Raw genomic sequence first — 15,633 nt, 5'->3', positions numbered from 1 at the left:
GGCGCCGACCCTATGCCGCGCTCAGGTCGTCGTGTCGTCGGGCACACCGAGGCGCAGGTAGCGCCCCCGGCGGTGGCCCAGCGCCCCACCGGGCCCGTCGTCCTCGCCGACCACGACGTGCGCCAGCCGGCAGGTCACCTCCAGCGACCAGCCGACCTGGCGCTGGTCCTCCACCTCGACACCGGCCCAGGTGGGTGCCGAGACCGGCCGCGGGCCCCAGTCGGTCTGCTCGAAGTCGGTCAGCCGGAAGGGCCCGCCCGGCGCGGGTGCGGTGCCGGCGAAGGCGTCGGCGAGGTAGCGGTGCTCCCAGGCCAGCAGCGAGACCGCCGCGCGCCCGGTGTCCAGCAGGGTGCCGGTCAGGTCGGCGTCGGGGTCGAGCAGCGCCAGCAGGCTGGGCCGCTCGCCGTGGGCCAGCATCAGCGAGGTGACCGTGAGCCCGTCGCGCAGCGCTCCTTCGCCCGCGGCCCACAGGGTGACGGCGCCGCCGAGCCGCCCGCGCAGCCGGCGTACGGGGTCGGGGTCGGGGTCGGCGAAGGGGTGCGAGTCGTGGATGGTCATCGCGGCACCACCAGCTCCCACTCGGTGCCGAAGGAGCCGGTGGTCAGCGTGGCGCTGCCGCCGAGGTCGTGCAGGCGCCCGCGCACCGAGCCGCTGACGCCCATCCGGCCCTCGGCCTCGGCCTGCTCGAGGCGGCCCTCGGGGATGCCCGGGCCCTCGTCGCGCACCGACACCTCGACCCGGTCGGGCAGGTCCTCGAGCAGGACCACGCCCGGGGCGGCGCGCCGTCGTCACCCGGCGGCACGTGCCGCTGCACGTTGTCGAGGCAGGCAGCGACCGCCGCGGCCAGCTCGGTGCAGCGGCGGACTCGAGGCGCACCGGTCCGGCCGGCACCACGACCTCGACGCCCGGACGGCGCCCAGCAGCGTCAGCTCGGCGGCCAGGTCGACCACGCGCGCCGCACCCGCTGCCCCCGGCGCACCGGGGACGGCGCCGGGGACCGGCCCACCGCGTCCTGGGTGCGGATCAGCCCGCGCAGCACGCTCTCCTGCTCGCCGCCAGCCGGGCCAGCTCCTCGCCCTGCTCGCCGAGCTCGTGGCCGCGGCGCTGCACCAGCGCGCCAGCACCTGCAGCACCCCGTCGTGGACCGCGCGGGCCAGGCGGGTGCGCTCGGCGGCGGCCGCGGCCGCTCGCTCGGCGCGGTCGCGCTCGGTGGCCATCTGCTGCAGCGAGGCGGCCAGGTAGCCCACGATCGGGCCGCCGATGAGCAGCAGGAAGACGTTGCCGTAGACCGACTGGCTGACGTCCTGGCGCACGGCCAGGTCGGTGCCGGCCAGCACCACCGCCGCGACCAGCCCGCCCTGCCAGCGCAGGTGCGCGGCCCAGGCCAGCAGCGCCGCCATCACCCAGAAGCCGGGCACCGAGGCGTTGAAGTCGGCGCCCTTGACCAGCGGGGTGGCCACCATGGCCGCGACCGCGACCGCCAGGTCGGCGACCAGCAGCGGCCAGCCGCGGCGGGCGTGGTCGGCGTACCAGTGCCCGGCCAGCAGCGTCCACAGCACCAGCACCGCGACCACGCCCATGCCCAGCAGCGGCCGCTCGAAGTTGTCGTAGCGGTAGACGTTGAGCACCACCGCGTTGGCCAGCACCACCCAGCGCAGCCAGGCCAGCGCCTGGAGGAGGCGGTCCTCCACGGCGACGGCGGCGGGGTCGGTGGCCCCCCGGAAAGCCTCGGCGAGGCGGGTCAGGACGCCTTCTTCTGCTCGGTTGCCTTGGCGGCGGCGGCGTCCGCCTTCTTCGACTCCTCCTTGGCCCGGGTCGCGTACATGTCGACGTACTCCTGGCCGGAGAGGCGCATGATCTCGTACATGATCTCGTCGGTGATCGAGCGCAGGATGTAGCGGTCGTTCTCGAGACCCTCGTAGCGCGAGAAGTCCAGCGGCTTGCCGAAGCGGACCACGGGGCGGGTGAAGGTGCCGAACTTCTTGCCCGGCGGGGCCACCACGTCGGTGCCGACGACGGCGACCGGCACGACCGGCACACCGGTCTCGAGCGCGAGCCGCGCGACGCCGGTCTTGCCGCGGTAGAGCCTGCCGTCGTGGGAGCGGGTGCCCTCGGGGTAGATGCCGAAGAGGCCGCCCTCGCCCAGCACCCGCTTGGCCGACAGCAGCGCACCGGCCGCGGCGTCGGCGCCGGCCCGGTCGATGGGCACCTGGCCCGAGCCGGAGAAGAAGGTCTTCTGCAGCCAGCCCTTGAGCCCGGTGCCGGTGAAGTACTCGGCCTTGGCCACGAAGGTCACCCGACGCGAGAGCGTGAGCGGCATGAACAGCCAGTCGGCGTAGGAGAGGTGGTTGCTGGCCAGGATCGCCGGGCCCTCGTCGGGCACGTGCTCGCAGCCCTCGACCTGGGGGCGGAAGACGATGCGCAGGAGCGGGCCGAGAGCCACCCACTTCAGGAACCAGTAGAACACCGAGACAGCCTCCCGACCGCGAACCGACGACCGCCGCAGGAGCCTCCTGCGGCGCGCGCTCAGCCTAGGGCATGATCTCGCGCATGACTGATGCGTCGGCACCGCCCGTGCACCCGCTGGCCTCCCCGTTCGCCACCGACCCGCGGCCCGACCTGACCGGCGGGCGCCGGGTCGGCGTGCTGCTCAGCCACGGCTTCACCGGCCAGCCGGCCTCGATGCGCCCGTGGGCCGAGGCCCTGGCCGAGAAGGGGTACGCCGTCGAGGTGCCGCGCCTGCCCGGGCACGGCACCACCTGGCAGGACCTCAACACCTACCGCTGGGACGACTGGTACGCCGAGCTGCGCGAGGCGCACCGCCGGCTCGTCGAGCGCTGCGACCGGGTCGTGCTGGCCGGGCTGTCGATGGGGGGCGCGCTGGTGCTGCGCCTGGCCGCCGACACCGCCTCGGCGACCGAGGTGGCCGGGGTGGTCGTGGTCAACCCCGCGGTCTCCAGCAAGCGCCTCGACGTCAAGCTGCTGCCGGTGCTCAAGCACGTGGTGGCCTCGTTCCCCGGCATCGCCGACGACATCAAGAAGCCCGGCGTCTCCGAGCACGGCTACACCCGCACCCCGCTCAAGGCGGTGCACTCGATGATGCAGGCGTGGCCCGGCCTGGTCGCCGACCTGCCCCAGGTCACCGCTCCCCTGCTCTACGCCCGCTCGAGCGTCGACCACGTGGTCGACGAGTCCTCCGAGCCCCTGATCACCTCGCGGGTCTCCTCGCGCGACGTGAGCGTGCTGCGGCTCGAGGAGAGCTACCACGTGGCGACCCTCGACAACGACCTGCCGCTGCTCATCGAGGAGTCGGCCGCCTTCGTCGCCCGGGTGACCTCGGACTGAGGGCCACCACCTACGCTCGCAGTGTGCACCGCGAGGACGACGACGAGGCCTGGCGCGCCATCGTCGAGAACTTCGGCGAGCGCGCCGATCTCGACGACGGCGAGCCCGCTCCCGGCCACGACGAGCGCGCACGCCCCGAGAGCCCTGAGGGTGCCGAGGGCCCCGACGAGGACCTGGTCCGCCCCGCGCGACCCGAGCCGGGCGCCGCCGCCGAGCCCACCCCGGAGCCGACCCCGGAGCCGACCCCGCCGGTCGACGACGAGGACCGCTTCGTGCCGCCCGACCCCGGCCCGCTCCCGGTGCCCGCGCCCGACCGCGGGATCGCCTGGATCGGCGTCTTCGGCGCGCCCGTGGTGCTGCTGGTCTCGCTGCTGGTCGGCATCGACCTGCCGCGCTGGGTGGGCTGGCTGATGGTGGCCTGGTTCGTGGGTGGGTTCGTCTACCTGGTGCGCCAGATGCCCCACGAGCCCCGCGACCCCTGGGACGACGGCTCCCGCATCTGACCGGGGCGCCGGGCGGCGCGCCCGCGGCGCCGTACGCCGGGCTCAGGCGCGCGGTCGCGCGTGGCGGCCCAGGCCCTCGCGCACCAGGTCGGCGGCGCCGACCACACCGGCCTCGGGGCCGTAGCGGGCCCGCAGCAGCGGTGGGACCACGCGGTGCGGCGCCCCCACCAGCGAGCGGCCCAGGGCCGCGGGCGGGCTCGAGCAGCAGGTCGCCCGCGGCCGACACCCCGCCGCCGACCACCACCACGCTGGGGTCGAAGCAGGCGACGAGGTTGGCGGCACGATGCCGAGCCACTCCCCGATCTCGGCGTACGCCGCCAGCGCGGCCGGGTCGCCCGCGTGCGCGGCGTCGGTGACCATCGGCCCGGTGACCGCGGCCGGGTCGCCGGCGCAGGCCGAGGCCAACGGGCCGTCGGCTGCCATCGCGGCGCGGGCGGCGCGCACCAGGGCGTTGCCGCTGCAGTACTGCTCCCAGCAGCCGTGCCCGCCACACTCGCAGTCGCGCCCATCGGGCACGACCCTGGTGTGCCCGAACTCGCCGGCCATCCCGTTGCGGCCGCGGTGCAGCGCGCCGCCGACCACGAGGGCACCACCGATGCCGGTGCCGAGGGTCAGCACGAGCGCGTCGGCCGCGCCCAGCGCCGAGCCGTGCGCCGACTCGGCCCGCGCGGCGCAGTTGGCGTCGTTGTCGAGGAAGACCGGCACGCCCCACCGGTCGGTGAGCCGGGCCCGGACCTGGTGGCCGCGCCAGGGCAGGTGCGGGGCGAAGGCGACCCGCTCCCCCGCGGCGTCGACGAACCCGGCCGCGGCCAGGCCGACACCGGCGACCCGGCGTCCGTCGGCGACCTCGAGCACGGCCTCGCTCAGGGCGTCCTCGAGCAGCGCGACGTCGACGCGTCGTCCGGGGGTGGCGCGGCGCGCCACCCGGGTGACGGTGCCGTCGATGGCGACCTCGGCGGCCATCACCTTGGTGCCCCCGACGTCGACCCCGATGACGACGGGGCGCAGCGCACCCGACCCGGCCGGCGTGAGCGTCACGGCGACGTGTGCCCGCTCAGAGGCGGGCGAGGTCGGCGGCGCCGATCAGCCCGGCGCGGTTGCCCAGGCGGGCCTTGCGGATCTCGAGGGTGGGGCGGTGCCCGCGCCCGGTGAGCTGGGCGGCGAAGGCGGCGCGGATCGGGTTGAGCAGCAGGTCGCCGGCCTCGCTGACGCCGCCGCCGATGACCACGGCGGCCGGGTCGAGCACGGCGGTGAGCGAGGCGATGCCCTCGCCCAGCCAGCGGCCGAGCTCGGCGAGCTGCTCGATCGCGAAGGGGTCGCCGGCGCGAGCGGCCTCGGTGATGAGGGGCCCGGTGATGGCCTCGGGGTCGCCGCCGGCCAGGTCGAGGACGCCGCGGGCCAGCAGCGAGCCGCCCGACGCCGCGGCGCGGGCCTCGCGCACCAGCGCCGAGCCGGAGGCGTACTGCTCGAAGCAGCCGCGGTTGCCGCAACCGCAGAGGATGCCGTGCGGGACCACGCGCATGTGGCCGATCTCGGCGCCGACGCCGAAGGCGCCGCGGTGCAGCGCGCCGTCGAGGACGATGCCGCCGCCGACGCCGGTGCCGACGGTGACCAGCAGGAGGTCCTCGACGTCGTGGCCGGCCCCGAAGCGGAACTCGCCCCACGCGGCCGCGTTGGCGTCGTTCTCGATCACGACCGGCAGGTCGACGCGACGCTCGAGGTCGGCGCGCATCGCGACGTCGCGCCAGGCGATGTTGGGGGCGAACATGACCACCGAGCGGGAGCGGTCGACGTACCCCGCGGCGCCGACGCCGACGGCGCTCACGTCGTGGCGCGAGCCCAGCTCGTGGACCAGTCCGGCGACGGCGTCCTCGATGGCCTCCTCCGAGCTGGCCGGCGACACCACCCGCAGCTCCTCGAGGATGGTGCCCTGCTCGTCGACGACGCCGCCGGCGATCTTGGTGCCACCGATGTCGATGCCGCAGGTCAGGCTCATGTGGGGTCTCCGGGGTCGGGCTGGGTGTCGGACGGGTCCGGAGAAGTCTCGGACGCGGGCTCGTCGTCGGGCCAATCCTCGTCGAGGTCGATCGTCTCCACGTCGCGTCCGCGGCCCGACGGAGGCGTGGTCGCCATCATCGCGGCGGCCGCCTGCACCAGCGACGAGGCCGCCGCCCCCAGGTGGGCGCGGACCTCGGGGCTGACCTGGCGCACCGCGTGCACGCCGCGGCACACCGGGCACCAGCGGCACTCCGGCGCACCGGTGGCGAGGTTGTCGTCGAGCGCCTCGCCGAGGTGGGCCCGCACCTGCGCGGCCGCGTCGACGGCGTGGCCGGCCAGCCCGGCGAGGTGGGCACCGAGGTCGTCCAGGTCGCCCTGCGCGGCGCGCGCGCCGGCGGCGCCGAGGTCGCCCAGGTCGCCCAGGTCGCCCAGGTCGCCGAGGTGGTCGCCGGCCTGGTCCTGGGCCCAGTCGGTGAGCGCGCCGAAGAGCTTCGCGGCCTCCTCGGCCAGGGAGCCGACGTCCTCGGGGCCGCCGGGGGGCTGCTCGCCGCTCACCGCGCCGCCTCCCGTCGTACGTCGCCCGTGGGCGCGGCCGGCTGGGCCGGCTGGGTGGGCTGGCCCGGCTGGTCGGGCTCGACGAAGCGCACCTGGAGGCCGCCCGCCACCACCCGGGCGCCCGCGACCCGCAGCCGCGCGAGGCCGGCGGGCAGGGTCAGCAGCCGGCGGTAGGACCCCACGGTGAGCACCAGCTCGTCGCCGTTGCGGGCCAGGTCGACCTCGGCGCGGCTGACCAGCGGCAGGGCCAGGCGCAGCACGGCGCCGCCGACGGTGCGCTCGACGCTGAAGGGGCCCTGGCCCGTGGGCACGGCCAGCGGGTCGGTGCCGGCGTACACCTGCTCGGCGAGGCGGCGCAGCGCCTCGACGCCGACGGGCTCCTCGGGCCGGTACTCCGAGCGCCAGACCGGCAGCCCGGCGAAGGACTGGTCGACCTCCTCGAGCACGCCCGCCTGCGCGGCCACCCAGCCCGCGCGCCAGTCGTCGCCCTCGGCGGCGGGGAAGACCCGGTTGGCGACCACGCCGTCGACGCGGTAGCCGAAGAGGGACAGGTGGGTCCAGCTGCGCCGGGCCTCGGCGAGCACGACCTTCTCGGGGGTCAGCACCACGCGCACGCTCGCCTCGGGCCCCGAGAGCAGGGTGCGGACCTCGTCGAGCTCGGCGTGCAGCCGCTCGATGGCGTCGAAGACGTTGTCGCCGGGCATCGGCACCCCCACGCTGCGGGTGAGGACCGGCTTGAGGGCCTTGATGATGCGCCGCTCGGCGGGGAAGACGCGCTGCATGTACCAGCCCAGCGCCTCCGGCAGGGCCAGCAGCCGCAGCGTCTCGGCGGTGGGCGCGCAGTCGACGACCACGACGTCCCAGCGGCCCGACAGCGCCTGCTGGCGCAGCTCGAGCAGGGCCAGGACCTCCTCGGCGCCCGGCAGCACCGTGAGCTCCTCGGCGGCGACGGGGTCGACGCCTGCGACGTCGAGCACCGAGAGCAGGTAGTGCTGCACCTCGGTCCAGGACTGCTGCAGCTTGCGCTGCGCGTCGACCTGCTGCACGAAGAGGTCGGGCGCGACCGGCGTGGGCTCGGGGCCCGCGGTCACGCCGAAGGCGTCGGCCAGGGAGTGCGCGGCGTCGGTGGAGAGCACCAGGGTGCGGTGCCCCGCGGCCGCGGCGAGCGCCGCGGTGCCCGCGGCGACGGTCGACTTGCCGACCCCGCCCTTGCCGGTGAACAGCAGGATGCGCACGCAGCGGCCCCGCTCAGCCGAGCGACTCGACGCGCTTCTTCAAGCCCTTCAGCGCCGTGTCGATGAGGATCTTCTCGCCCTTGCGCTTGAGCATGCCGATGAGCGGGATCGAGACGTCGAGCGCGAGCCGGTAGGTCACCTCGGTCGCGCCGTCCCGCTCGCGCAGCACGTAGGCGCCGTCGAGCGCGCGCAGCATCTTGCCCTCGACGAGGGTCCAGGTGACCTGGCGGTCGCCGTCCCACTCGTAGGCCAGCGTGTACTCGTCCTTGATGGGCGAGACGTCGAGGGAGAAGAACACCTCGCGGGCCCGGCCGGCGTCGGGGCCGGAGTCGATGGTGGAGCGCACCTCGGCGGTCTGCACACCCTTGGCCCAGGCGGGGTACGCCGGGAAGTCGGCGATCACCGCCATGACCTGCGCTGCCGTGGCGTCGATCACGATCGACGAGGTGGTCTGCTCGGCCATCTGGCTGCCCCCTGTCCCTCCGGGTGGTGACCCGGGTCTCGCCCCGGAGTGCGCGGCGACTGTACCGGATGGGCCGCCACCTCGCGGCGGCGGTAACGTGCCGTGCGCGTCCCGCCCCGAGCCGCGGCGGGCGTGCTCGCCGAGGCGGGCATGACCGCGCGCTCGACCGGACCGGATTCGTGAGCATGAAGGAGACAGACGTGCGTGAGTTCTCCACGCCCCTGACCATCGAGGTCCCCGCGACCGGCAACCTGACCGACGACGTCGTCACCAACGCCGAGCAGGCGCCCGACGCGGTCGTCTTCAGCCGGCCCGGCCCCGACGGGGACTGGCAGGACGTCACCGCCGCCGCGTTCCTGGCCGAGGTCACCGGCGTGGCCAAGGGCCTGGTCGCCGCGGGCGTCGAGGCCGGCGACCGCGTCGCCCTGATCTCCAAGACCCGCTACGAGTGGACGCTGCTCGACTACGCGATCTGGTTCGCCGGCGCCGTCACCGTGCCGGTCTACGAGACCTCCTCCCAGGAGCAGGTCGGGTGGATCCTGCGCGACTCCGGTGCCCGCGCCGTGGTCGCCGAGGGCCCCGAGCACGTCGCCCGGGTCGCCGCGGTGCGCGGCGAGCTGAGCGAGCTCAACCACCTGTGGTCCTTCGCCGACAACGCGATCGACGTGCTGACCCGCCTCGGCGAGGACATCTCCGACGGCGAGCTGGAGAAGCGTCGTACCGGCGCCACGCCGCTCGACCTGGCGACGCTGATCTACACCTCCGGCACCACCGGTCGTCCCAAGGGCTGCATGCTCACCCACGGCAACTTCATGTTCGAGCTGACCGTGGCCACCGACGAGCTCGACGCGCTCTTCGAGTCCGAGGGCGCGGCCACCCTGCTGTTCCTGCCGCTGGCCCACGTCTTCGCGCGCATCATCCAGATCGGCGCGGTCAAGAAGCGCGTGCGGCTGGGCCACAGCTGCGACATCAAGAACCTGCTGGCCGACTTCCAGGTCTTCCGCCCGACCTTCATCCTCGCGGTGCCCCGGGTCTTCGAGAAGGTCTTCAACACCGCCTCGCAGAAGGCCACCGCCGAGGGTCGCGGCGCGATCTTCGACAAGGCCGCCGAGACCGCGATCGCCTGGTCGCGCGCCCAGGACAAGGGACGGGTGCCGCTGCGGGTGCGCGCGGCCCACGCGGTGTTCTCGCGGCTGGTCTACGCCAAGCTGCGCGACGCCCTCGGCGGCCAGTGCGCGTACGCCGTCTCCGGTGGCGCGCCGCTCGGTGAGCGGCTGGGCCACTTCTACCGCGGCATCGGCGTCCACGTGCTCGAGGGCTACGGCCTGACCGAGACCACCGCGGCGCTGTGCGTGAACACCCCGGAGGCCACCCGCATGGGCACGGTGGGCCGCCCGATGCCCGGCACCGCGGTGCGCGTGGCCGACGACGGCGAGCTGCTCTTCCGCGGCGGCCAGGTCTTCGCCGGCTACTGGGACAACGAGCAGGCCACCGCCGAGGCGCTGGAGTCGGACGGCTGGTTCCACAGCGGCGACGTCGGCGAGGTCGACGACGAGGGCTTCGTGCGCATCACCGGGCGCAAGAAGGAGATCCTGGTGACCGCCGGCGGCAAGAACGTCGCCCCCGCGGTCCTCGAGGACCGCCTGCGTGCGCACGCCCTGGTCGACCAGTGCGTGGTCGTCGGCGACGGCCAGCCCTACATCGCGGCGCTGGTGACCCTCGACCGCGAGGTGCTGCCCGGCTGGGCGCAGTCCCACGGCAAGCCCACCGACCCCGCCGCGCTCGTCGACGACCCCGACCTGCGCGCCGAGATCGAGAAGGCCGTCGACGACGCCAACAAGGCGGTCTCGAAGGCCGAGTCGATCCGCAGGTTCGTGGTGCTGCCCGACGAGTGGACCGAGGAGGGCGGCCAGCTCACCCCGAGCCTGAAGCTCAAGCGCTCGGTGGTGATGCGCGAGCAGCGCGCCCGCGTCGAGGAGCTCTTCGCCGCTCCCCCCGCCTGACCCGTTCGGCGGGGAAGGCCTAGTCACACCTGCCACATCCTTTACCCGAACGGTTCCCGAAACCCGCCACGGGGTCCGGGCGCCGTACCTAGCATTGGGTACGGAGGCGGGTGCACCTGTGCACCCGGGTCGACGGGCGGAGCATGGGGACCTCGCGTCAGTGCGACCGCCAACGGGGAGGAATGCACTGATGGATCGTCGACGAGTACTGCTCATCGCCGCTGCGCTCGTCGCAGCACTGGGCACCGTGCTGGTGCTGGTCTACGCGCAGGGGGCCGACAACCGCGCCCGCGACGCGTACGAGACCACCGAGGTCCTGGTGGTCACCCAGCAGATCGAGCGCGGCGAGAGCGTCGCGACCGCCGCGGCCGGCGGCAAGCTGGCCCTCGAGCCGGTCGCCCGCGGGCAGCTGCTGCCCGGCGCGCTGACCACCACCGAGGGGGTCGAGCAGTCGGTCGCGATGACCACGATCTACCCCGGTGAGCAGGTCGTGCCGCAGAAGCTGGGCGCCAGCGCGGTCGAGGAGACCCGCCTGCAGATCCCCGACGAGGGCGACATGGCCATGTCGATCAACCTCACCGACCCCGCCCGGGTCGCCGGCTTCGTCAACCCCGGCTCCGAGGTCGCGGTCTTCGTCAACGGCACCGACGCGACCACCGGCCAGCCCTACAGCCGGGTGCTGCTGACCCGGGTCACGGTGATCGCCGTCGGCTCGACCACCCCGATCACCACCACGACCACCACCGAGGGCCAGGACGGCGAGCAGGTCGCCGAGACCCTGCCCCGCACCCTCATCACGCTCTCGGTCAGCCAGCCGCAGATGCAGCGGGTGCTGCTCGGCCAGAGCCAGGGCGAGCTGTCCTTCGCGCTGCTCACCGAGGACTCCAAGGTCAAGGTCGCGCCGCCCACCACCCCGCAGAACCTCTTCCAGGGCTGAGTGCCGTGCCTGTCGTCGCCGACACCGAGGACGCAGTGGTCACCGCCCTGCTCGACGTCCTGCCCCCCGGCAGCCAGGGCGTCGACTCGGTCGAGCGCATGCGTGCCTGGCTCGACCTGCACCCCGACGAGTACGTCGTCGTCCTGGGCCCCCACCTCGACCTCGACGACGCGCTGAAGGTCTGCGAGGACCTGCGCACCACCCGCCCCACCGTCAGCGTGGTGCTGGTGCGCTCCGAGCTCGACACCGGCGTGCTGACCCGGGCGATGCAGGCGGGTGCCCGCGACGTGGTGCCCGAGGGCGACCTGCCCGGGCTCGCGTCGTCGGTCGGGCGCGCCCACGAGCTGCACGTCGCCCTGCGCGGGCCGGCGGGCGCCCACCAGGTCGGTCGCGTGGTCACCGTCTTCTCCCCCAAGGGCGGCGTCGGCAAGACCACGATGGCGGTCAACCTGGCGCTGGCGCTCTCCGACGGGGGCGCCCGGCGCGTGTGCCTGGTCGACCTCGACCTGGCCTTCGGCGACGTGGCGATCACCATGCAGCTCTTCCCGACGCACTCCATCGAGCACGCGATCGGCTCGGAGCAGGACCTCGACGTCGAGCAGCTCGACGGGCTGCTGACCCGCCACGCCCAGTCGCTGATGGTGCTGGCCGCGCCGGCCCACCCCGACGCCCGCGAGCGGGTCACCCCGGCGCTGGTCACCCGGGTGCTGCGCACCCTGCGCGAGTCGTTCGACCACGTGGTCGTCGACACCGCGCCCGCCTTCGACGAGCAGGTGCTGACCGCCCTCGACGAGACCGACGAGTGCGTCATCGTGGCCACCCTCGACGTGCCCACGCTCAAGAACGTCAAGGTGGCGCTGGAGACCCTCGACATGCTCGACATCGCGCGCGGGCACCGGCACCTGCTGCTCAACCGCGCCGACGACGCGGTCGGGATCGGCCCCGAGAAGGTCGAGGCGATCCTCGGCATGCCGATCGCCACCCAGGTGGGCTCGTCGATCGAGATCGCGGCCTCCACCAACTCCGGGGTGCCGATCGTCGTCGACTCCCCCGACCACACCAGCAGCGCGGCACTGCGCGCGCTGGCCGCGACCCTGTCGGGTGACAGCCTGCCCGCGCCCACCGGCGCCACCGGCGAGCAGCCGTCCGCCGACCCGGGCCAGGCCGGCCAGCCGGGCCAGCCCGACGCCGCCGGCCGCGGCCGATCCCGCTTCCGGATGAGGAGACCAGGATGAGCAGCCTCTCCGACCGGCTGGCCGCGGCCCGCCGCGCCGACCTCGACCCCACCGAGCTGCCCGACAGCCTCGACGCCGGCGCCGGCGCCGGCGCCTCCAGCGGCGTCGTACCGGCACCGGTGGAGGCGGCCCTCGCCACGCCCCGGCGCACCCTAGGCGGGCGCGAGGACGACCGGCTCGAGCAGCTCAAGGCCAGCGTCCACGTCGAGCTGGTCAAGCAGCTCGGCCCGCACCTCTACGACGCCGACATGGACACCGACGAGCTCGACCAGCGGGTCCGCTCGGTGCTGGCCGAGGTGCTCGGCAAGCAGGACCGTCCGCTCTCCAGCAGCGACCGCCACCGGGTCTCGCAGGAGATCAGCGACGACATCCTGGGCTACGGGCCGATCGAGCCGTTCCTGCGCGACCCCGACGTCTCCGAGGTGATGGTCAACGGCCACGACTCGATCTGGCTGGAGAAGAGCGGCCGGCTGGTGCCCGCCGCGGCGAAGTTCGCCGACGAGGACCACCTGCGCCGCACCATCGACAAGATCGTCTCGCGCATCGGTCGTCGCGTCGACGAGTCCTCGCCGATGGTCGACGCCCGGCTGCCCGACGGCAGCCGCGTCAACGCGGTCGTGCCGCCGCTGGCCGTCGACGGCTCGGCGCTGACGATCCGCAAGTTCGCCGCCGACCCGCTGACCGTGGCCGACCTGATCAGGTTCGGCTCGCTGTCCGACCAGACCGCCGACTTCCTCGACGCCTGCGTGCGCGGGCGGCTCAACGTGATCGTCTCCGGCTCCACCGGCGCCGGCAAGACGACCACGCTCAACGTGCTCAGCTCCTTCATCCCCGGCGACGAGCGGATCGTGACCATCGAGGACGCCGCCGAGCTGCAGCTCAAGCAGGACCACGTGGTGCGCCTGGAGTCGCGCCCGGCCAACATCGAGGGCAAGGGCGCGGTCTCGATCCGCGACCTGGTCAAGAACAGCCTGCGGATGCGTCCCGACCGGATCATCGTCGGTGAGGTCCGCGACGCCTCGGCGCTCGACATGCTCCAGGCCATGAACACCGGCCACGACGGCTCCATCTGCACCCTGCACTCCAACGGCCCGCGCGACACCCTGTCGCGGATGGAGACGATGGTGCTGATGGCCGGCATGGACCTGCCGGTGCGCGCGATCCGCGAGCAGGTGGCCTCCGCGGTCGATCTGATCGTCCACCAGACCCGCTTCAAGGACGGCACCCGCCGCATCACCCACATCACCGAGGTGGAGCGGATGGAGGGCGACGTCATCACGCTCCAGGACATCTTCGTCTTCGACTCCTCGCTCGGCTTCGACCGCGACGGCCGGTCGCTCGGGCGGCTGCGCGCCACCGGGCTGCGCCCGAAGTTCCTCGAGAAGATGGCCTACGCCAACGTGACCGTCGACCCGCTGCTCTTCGCCACGGACCGGATCTGATGCGCCCCCGGTCGCTGCCCCTCCTCCTGCTCCTGCTGGTCCTGCTCGGGGCCGGACCGGCCGCCGCCGCGGGCACCGGCGGCGAGGCGAGCATCGCGTACGCCGAACCCACCGCCGAGGGCGTGTCGCTGCTGGTCTCGGTGCCCGCCGGCGCCGACGTCGACCCGGCCTCGGTCGCGGTCACCATCGGCGGCCAGGACGTGTCGGCCCGGGCCGAGGCGGCCGGCTCGGCCGGGTCGGCCAGCACCGTGCAGCGCAGCGCGGTGCTCGCGATCGACACCAGCAACTCGATGGCCGGTGAACGGTTCGAGGCGGCCCAGCAGGCGGCCCGCGACTTCCTGGCCCAGGCCCCCGACGACGTGCTGGTCGGCGTGGTCACCTTCGCCGGCGAGGTCGCCACCCCCCAGGTGCTCACCGCCGACCGTGACGCCGCCCGCGCCGTCATCGACTCGTTGACCCTGAGCCGCGGCACCGCCCTGCACGAGGCCGTCCTGGCGGCCGTCGAGCTGGCCGGCACGGAGGGCCAGCGCACCGTGCTGGTGCTCTCCGACGGCGCCGACACCACCTCGACCCCGCTCGACGAGGCCGCCGCGGCGGTCGCGGCCGCCGAGGTCGGGCTCGACGTGATCTCGCTCCGGGGTGCCGACGCGCGGCTGCGCGAGCTGGCCGCCGCCGGCGACGGCCGCGTCGTACCCGCCACCAGCGAGGCGCTCGCGGCCGCCTTCGCCGCCGAGGCCGAGGAGCTCGAGCGCCAGCTGCTCGTCACCGCCGCGCTGCCGGCCGACCTCGACGCCACCGAGCAGACCGTGCGCGTCACCCTCGACTCCCCCGGCGGCCCCGTGGTCGCCGAGGCGTTCGTGCCGGTGGCCCAGTCGGTCGCCGGCGGCACCGGCGTCGACGACCTGGTCGCCACCGACAACGGCTGGAGCGCCCCCGGCTGGACGATCTGGGTGGGCGGGGCCGCCCTCGGCGTCGGTCTGGTCGCTCTCGCCGTGCTGCTGGTGCCGCGCCGCCAGGCCGCGCCCGGCCCCGCCGAGCGCGTCGATGCCTACGCCGCCGCCACGATGCGCCCCGGCACCCCCGTCGTCGCGCCGACCCGGGTCGACCCCGAGCAGGCGCTGGCCCAGGCCAAGCAGGCCGCCGGCCAGGTCCTGCGCCGCAACCGCGGGCTCGAGGCCCGCATCGCCGCACGCCTCGAGGCCGCCGGCAGCGAGCTCAAGGCACCCGAGTGGCTGCTGGTCCACGTCGGCATCATCGTCGGCACCGGCCTTCTCGGGCTGCTGCTCGGCGGCGGGTCGATCGGCGTCGCACTGGTGCTGCTGGCGCTGGGCGCCCTCGGCCCGTGGCTCTACCTCGGCGTACGCCGCTCGCGGCGGCGCAAGAAGTTCGACGAGCTGCTGCCCGAGACCCTCGGTCTCATCTCCGGCTCGCTGTCGGCCGGCCTGTCGCTGAGCCAGTCCGTCGACACCGTGGTGCGCGAGGGGCAGGAGCCGATCGCAGGCGAGTTCCGCCGGGTGCTGGCCGAGACCCGGCTGGGCGTCACGCTCGAGGAGGCGCTCGAGGGCGTCGCCGAGCGGTTCGACAGCAAGGACTTCGAGTGGGTGGTGATGGCGATCCGCATCCAGCGCCAGGTCGGCGGCAACCTCGCCGAGCTGCTCGACACCGTGGCCGGCACGATGCGCGAACGGGCCTACATCAAGCGGCAGGTCGCTGCTCTGGCCGCCGAGGGCAAGCTGTCGGCGTACGTGCTCGGCGGTCTGCCTCCGCTGTTCCTGCTCTACCTGTTCTTCACGCAGCGCGACTACGTGATGGTCCTGTTCACCGACCCGCGCGGATTGATCATGCTCGTTGGCGCCGGGCTCTGGCTGGGAGTCGGGGCGTTCTGGATGAGCAAGCTCATCAAGGTGGAGGTCTGAG

16 protein-coding genes are annotated in these 15,633 nt (G+C 74.4%); 7 read left to right on the top strand and 9 right to left on the bottom strand.

The annotated features are described in order from the left end of the window. Positions 1-21: 21 nt before the first annotated feature. Genes H0S66_RS14925 through H0S66_RS14910 form a run of 4 tightly spaced genes read right to left on the bottom strand, consistent with a single transcriptional unit; the run spans position 22 to position 2,467 of the window. Complete coding sequence (locus tag H0S66_RS14925; RefSeq protein WP_179616075.1) at positions 22-558, bottom strand: flavin reductase family protein; 537 nt, start codon at positions 556-558, stop codon at positions 22-24. Continuing rightward, positions 555-767: a sensor histidine kinase gene (locus H0S66_RS14920; RefSeq protein WP_180923647.1), complete on the bottom strand. Its 213-nt coding sequence runs from the start codon at positions 765-767 to the stop codon at positions 555-557. Before H0S66_RS14920 ends, H0S66_RS14925 begins: the two co-directional genes overlap by 4 nt. Positions 768-788: 21 nt before the next feature. Further along, a complete protein-coding gene (locus H0S66_RS14915; protein WP_180923645.1) occupies positions 789-1,691 on the bottom strand; it encodes a DUF5931 domain-containing protein in 903 nt (300 codons plus the stop codon). A gap of 50 nt (positions 1,692-1,741) precedes the next feature. Beyond that, positions 1,742-2,467, bottom strand: a complete 726-nt coding sequence (locus tag H0S66_RS14910; RefSeq protein ID WP_179616074.1) for a lysophospholipid acyltransferase family protein — start codon at positions 2,465-2,467, stop codon at positions 1,742-1,744. A gap of 83 nt (positions 2,468-2,550) precedes the next feature. Here H0S66_RS14910 and H0S66_RS14905 point away from each other — a divergent pair, with 83 nt between their 5' ends. Both H0S66_RS14905 and H0S66_RS14900 read left to right on the top strand, forming a co-directional pair. Continuing rightward, positions 2,551-3,345 (top strand): alpha/beta hydrolase, encoded by a 795-nt coding sequence (locus tag H0S66_RS14905; protein ID WP_179616073.1) that lies wholly within the window; start codon positions 2,551-2,553, stop codon positions 3,343-3,345. A 23-nt stretch (positions 3,346-3,368) separates the two neighbouring features. Continuing rightward, positions 3,369-3,848 (top strand): hypothetical protein, encoded by a 480-nt coding sequence (locus tag H0S66_RS14900; protein WP_179616072.1) that lies wholly within the window; start codon positions 3,369-3,371, stop codon positions 3,846-3,848. Between the two features lie 42 nt (positions 3,849-3,890). On the opposite strand, the gene H0S66_RS14895 is transcribed toward H0S66_RS14900, so the two are convergent. Genes H0S66_RS14895 through H0S66_RS14875 form a run of 5 tightly spaced genes read right to left on the bottom strand, consistent with a single transcriptional unit; the run spans position 3,891 to position 8,099 of the window. Next, on the bottom strand, positions 3,891-4,886 hold the full coding sequence (locus H0S66_RS14895; protein WP_180923643.1) for an ROK family protein: 996 nt from the start codon (positions 4,884-4,886) through the stop codon (positions 3,891-3,893). A 16-nt stretch (positions 4,887-4,902) separates the two neighbouring features. Further along, complete coding sequence (locus tag H0S66_RS14890) at positions 4,903-5,844, bottom strand: ROK family glucokinase (RefSeq protein WP_179616071.1); 942 nt, start codon at positions 5,842-5,844, stop codon at positions 4,903-4,905. Beyond that, positions 5,841-6,401: a hypothetical protein gene (locus H0S66_RS14885; RefSeq protein ID WP_179616070.1), complete on the bottom strand. Its 561-nt coding sequence runs from the start codon at positions 6,399-6,401 to the stop codon at positions 5,841-5,843. Before H0S66_RS14885 ends, H0S66_RS14890 begins: the two co-directional genes overlap by 4 nt. Beyond that, positions 6,398-7,636: an ArsA family ATPase gene (locus H0S66_RS14880; protein WP_179616069.1), complete on the bottom strand. Its 1,239-nt coding sequence runs from the start codon at positions 7,634-7,636 to the stop codon at positions 6,398-6,400. The genes H0S66_RS14885 and H0S66_RS14880 overlap by 4 nt, the downstream gene beginning before the upstream one ends. A 13-nt stretch (positions 7,637-7,649) precedes the next feature. Beyond that, positions 7,650-8,099, bottom strand: coding sequence for an SRPBCC family protein (locus H0S66_RS14875; RefSeq protein WP_179616068.1), 450 nt, complete (start codon positions 8,097-8,099; stop codon positions 7,650-7,652). A 200-nt stretch (positions 8,100-8,299) separates the two neighbouring features. Here H0S66_RS14875 and H0S66_RS14870 point away from each other — a divergent pair, with 200 nt between their 5' ends. The 5 genes from H0S66_RS14870 to H0S66_RS14850 all read left to right on the top strand — a co-directional run bounded on the left by H0S66_RS14870 (position 8,300) and on the right by H0S66_RS14850 (position 15,632). Next, on the top strand, positions 8,300-10,102 hold the full coding sequence (locus tag H0S66_RS14870; RefSeq protein WP_179616067.1) for an AMP-dependent synthetase/ligase: 1,803 nt from the start codon (positions 8,300-8,302) through the stop codon (positions 10,100-10,102). Between the two features lie 190 nt (positions 10,103-10,292). Next, positions 10,293-11,039, top strand: coding sequence for a Flp pilus assembly protein CpaB (cpaB, locus tag H0S66_RS14865; protein ID WP_179616066.1), 747 nt, complete (start codon positions 10,293-10,295; stop codon positions 11,037-11,039). A 5-nt stretch (positions 11,040-11,044) separates the two neighbouring features. Then, a complete protein-coding gene (locus tag H0S66_RS14860; protein ID WP_179616065.1) occupies positions 11,045-12,274 on the top strand; it encodes a CpaE/TadZ family protein in 1,230 nt (409 codons plus the stop codon). Beyond that, positions 12,271-13,716 carry a TadA family conjugal transfer-associated ATPase gene (locus tag H0S66_RS14855; protein ID WP_179616064.1) on the top strand — a complete coding sequence of 482 codons (1,446 nt, stop codon included), beginning with the start codon at positions 12,271-12,273 and terminating at the stop codon, positions 13,714-13,716. Before H0S66_RS14860 ends, H0S66_RS14855 begins: the two co-directional genes overlap by 4 nt. After that, complete coding sequence (locus tag H0S66_RS14850; protein WP_179616063.1) at positions 13,716-15,632, top strand: type II secretion system F family protein; 1,917 nt, start codon at positions 13,716-13,718, stop codon at positions 15,630-15,632. The genes H0S66_RS14855 and H0S66_RS14850 overlap by 1 nt, the downstream gene beginning before the upstream one ends. Position 15,633: the final 1 nt, after the last annotated feature.

Source organism: Nocardioides marinisabuli (assembly GCF_013466785.1).
GTDB classification, from domain to species: Bacteria; Actinomycetota; Actinomycetes; order Propionibacteriales; family Nocardioidaceae; genus Nocardioides; species Nocardioides marinisabuli.
This window is presented reverse-complemented; position numbering and strand designations above follow the sequence as displayed.

Excerpts from the sequence above, each read along its gene's own strand:
- H0S66_RS14925 (WP_179616075.1), bottom strand. The coding sequence starts at position 558 with ATGACCATCCACGACTCGCACCCCTTCGCCGACCCCGACCCCGACCCC.
- H0S66_RS14905 (WP_179616073.1), top strand. The coding sequence starts at position 2,551 with ATGACTGATGCGTCGGCACCGCCCGTGCACCCGCTGGCCTCCCCGTTC.
- H0S66_RS14890 (WP_179616071.1), bottom strand. The coding sequence starts at position 5,844 with ATGAGCCTGACCTGCGGCATCGACATCGGTGGCACCAAGATCGCCGGC.
- H0S66_RS14875 (WP_179616068.1), bottom strand. The coding sequence starts at position 8,099 with ATGGCCGAGCAGACCACCTCGTCGATCGTGATCGACGCCACGGCAGCG.
- cpaB (WP_179616066.1), top strand. The coding sequence starts at position 10,293 with ATGGATCGTCGACGAGTACTGCTCATCGCCGCTGCGCTCGTCGCAGCA.
- H0S66_RS14855 (WP_179616064.1), top strand. The coding sequence starts at position 12,271 with ATGAGCAGCCTCTCCGACCGGCTGGCCGCGGCCCGCCGCGCCGACCTC.
- H0S66_RS14850 (WP_179616063.1), top strand. The coding sequence starts at position 13,716 with ATGCGCCCCCGGTCGCTGCCCCTCCTCCTGCTCCTGCTGGTCCTGCTC.